The 3125-nt window shown below is 62.0% G+C and carries 2 protein-coding genes and 2 pseudogenes; all 4 read left to right on the forward strand.

The genetic code is table 11. The features are described 5' to 3' along the window. Positions 1–46: 46 nt before the first annotated feature. Complete coding sequence (locus KAY22_RS27020) at positions 47–493, forward strand: helix-turn-helix domain-containing protein (RefSeq protein WP_040426118.1); 447 nt, start codon at positions 47–49, stop codon at positions 491–493. A 2-nt stretch (positions 494–495) separates the two neighbouring features. Continuing rightward, complete coding sequence (locus KAY22_RS27025; protein ID WP_019197561.1) at positions 496–1233, forward strand: DUF4336 domain-containing protein; 738 nt, start codon at positions 496–498, stop codon at positions 1231–1233. A 113-nt stretch (positions 1234–1346) separates the two neighbouring features. Continuing rightward, positions 1347–2077 (forward strand): annotated as a pseudogene (locus KAY22_RS27030) (IS630 family transposase); the annotation flags it as partial. 55 nt (positions 2078–2132) lie between these two features. Further along, positions 2133–3125: pseudogene (locus KAY22_RS27035) on the forward strand (IS3 family transposase); the annotation flags it as partial.

The following is a 3125-nucleotide window of genomic DNA, read 5'->3' on the forward strand; positions in this document are numbered from 1 at the left end:
GTATCATGCGGTCTGTAGCAACTACAGGGTCAAGGGGTTTTTTGCGATGCGCGATCACGCAGGCGTTAAAGGCCTGCACCGGGCTGAGCTCGCCCGGCGGACGGGCAGCAATCTGGAAACGGTGCGCTACTACGAGAAGGTCGGCCTTCTGCCCGAGCCGCCGCGCACAACGGCTGGCTACCGCAGCTACGACACGACGCACGAGCGGCGGCTTCGCTTCGTGCTACGGGCGCGCGAGCTCGGTTTCTCGCTCGACGAGATTCGCGAACTGTTGCGCCTCGTCGATGAGCGCGAACAGCCCTGCGCCGAGGCAAGCGCCGTCGCCGCAGCCCACCTCAACGACGTGCGGGCGAAGATCACCGACCTCAAACGCATGGAGCGGGTGCTGAGGGACGTGGTCGCGCAATGCGCCGACGGCACGCGGCCGGAATGCGCTCTGCTTGAGTCACTCTTCCGTGGGAGTATCGCTCGACAGCCAAACCGGCGGATGTAACGGTGGGTGCCACTCTTTACGAACCCATTAACGTCTATAAGCCGCTGGCGCTGAATATCGGCATTGTGGACGGTCCATTCGAGTATCTGACAGTCGCCGGTATAAGGCTGCCGCTGCCGTTTACGACCCGGATGACTGTGATCTGTCTTGCGAACGGCGACCTCTTTCTTCACTCGCCGATTGCGTTCAATGAAAAGCTAGCAGCGGAGCTACGCGCGCTCGGGACAGTTCGCCACCTCGTCTCGCCTAATCAATTCCACTACGCCCATATTGGGGAATGGGCGAAGGCCTTTCCGGATGCGATCGCTTGGGCATCACCCGGCGCGCGTCAGAGAGCTCGTGCGCGGCATGTGGACGTCAACTTCACAAAAGACCTCGACTCGCACCCACCTGAAGAATGGTGTCGAGATATCGATCAAACCCTTATTCCCGGAGGTATCTTTAAGGAGTTCGCTTTCTTTCACGAACCATCCAGAACGCTCGTCCTCACCGACACAATCATCAATCTCGAACTCGACAAGATCACCCAGCCATGGCGAGCCTTCACGAAGCTCAGCGGCATGTACTATCCGCACGGCCAGATTTTTTTCGGCATGCGTTTGCCGCTCCAACTCCAGAAGAAGAAAGCGGAGACGGCGATCAAAAAGATCCAGGCGTGGCGTCCAGAGCGTATTGTGCTCAGCCATGGGCGCTGCTTCGATGAGAACGCTGATGAGGTCATTCGTCGAATATTCAAATGACGATGAACTGGACAATTGGCGCTAGAGCGTGATCCGAGCTGAGTGACTCGGGGGCGATTCCCAAATCAGCAGATCGATGATTCACACTGTCTGCCGGGCGGAGGCCGGCAGACATGTCGAAGGCACTCTCGCTCGATCTCAGGACCCGTGTGCTCGCCGCCATTGGCGGCGGGCTTTCATGCCGCGAGGCCGCGCAGCGGTTCGGCGTGAGCGCCTCCAGCGCGATCCGCTGGCGCGCTTTGGAGCGCCGGCAAGGCGACGCGCGGCCGAAGGCTCTCGGCGGCGACCGGCGCTCAGGCCGCATCGAGGCGCGCGCGGGCTTGATCCTTTCCCTTGTCGAGGAGACGCCAGACATCACCCTCGAGGAGTTGCGCACTGCGCTCGCGGCTCGTGGCGTGGCGGTCGGGTACGGCACGGTGTGGCGCTTCTTTGCCCGGCGGCGGATCACGCGCAAAAAAAGACGGCCCACGCCGCCGAACAGGACAGGCCCGATATCCTGAGACGACGGCAGGAGTGGTTCGACGAGCAGCTCGACCTCGACCCCGCACGGCTCGTCTTCATCGATGAGACCTGGGCCTCGACCAACATGGCTCGGCGTTATGGACGAGCGCCTCGTGGCCAGCGCCTCCGCGCCAGCGTGCCTCACGGCCACTGGAAAACGACGACCTTCGTCGCCGGGCTGCGGCTCACCGGCCTCGTCGCGCCCTTCGTGCTCGACGGCCCGATCAACCGCGAGGCATTCGAGATCTACGTCGAGAAGGTGCTCGTGCCGGAGCTGAGCGCAGGCGACGTGGTCGTCATGGACAACCTGTCGAGCCACAAGGGGCCAAGCGTCCGTGATCTCCCCCCATTGAAGTGGTCCGAGTTGATGTATTGTTTTTGGCATCAAGGAGGACCGCATGCCGCGTAAAATCTACAAGCCGGAAGAGATAGTTGCGAAGCTGAGGCAGGTGGAGGTTCTGACCTCGCAGGGCCAAAGCGCAAGCGACGCGATCCGCCAGATCGGGGTTACGGAAGCGACCTTTTATCGTTGGCGGCAAGAGTATGGTGGCCTGAAGGGAGACCAGGTCCGGCGCCTCAAGGAGCTGGAACAGGAGAATGCCAGGCTGCGCCGGGCGGTCTCCGACCTGACCCTGGATAAGCTGATCCTGGCAGAGGCGGCAAAGGGAAACTACTAAGCCCTTCCCGCCGCCGGGCCTGCATCGACCATGTGCAGTCTGCTCTGGGGGTGTCCGAGCGCCGGGCTTGCCGGGCGCTCGGACAGCACCGCTCGACCCAGCGCAAGGTCCCGCGGGGCCGTGACGATGAGCAGCGGCTAACCGCCGACATCATCGAGCTTGCCCGCCAGTATGGCCGTTATGGCTACCGCCGGATCACGGCCCTGCTGCGGCAGTCAGGCTGGCTGGTGAACCACAAGCGGGTCGAGCGGATCTGGCGCCGGGAAGGGCTTAAAGTGCCCAGCAAACAGCCGAAACGGAAGCGGATCTGGCTCAATGACGGGTCCTGCATCCGTCTACGAGCCGATCGGCCCAACCATGTCTGGTCCTATGACTTTGTCGCTGACCGCACCCATGATGGAAGGCCTTACCGCATGCTGAACATCATTGACGAGTATAGCCGGGAATGCCTGGGCATCCGGATTGCCCGGAGGCTCAAAGCCCCGGACGTAATCGATCTGCTCTCCGACCTGTTCATCCTGCGGGGTGTGCCAAGTTACATCCGGTCCGACAACGGTCCCGAGTTCGCGGCCAAGGCTGTTCGGGACTGGATCGCTGCTGTCGGGGCCAGAACCGCATACATCGAGCCAGGGAGCCCATGGGAAAATGGCTTCATTGAAAGCTTCAATGCTCGGCTGCGCGACGAATTGCTGAACGGCGAGATCTTCTACAGCC

The sequence above is a fragment of the Rhizorhabdus sp. genome, from assembly GCF_018006725.1.
In the GTDB taxonomy this organism is placed as follows: Bacteria; Pseudomonadota; Alphaproteobacteria; order Sphingomonadales; family Sphingomonadaceae; genus Rhizorhabdus.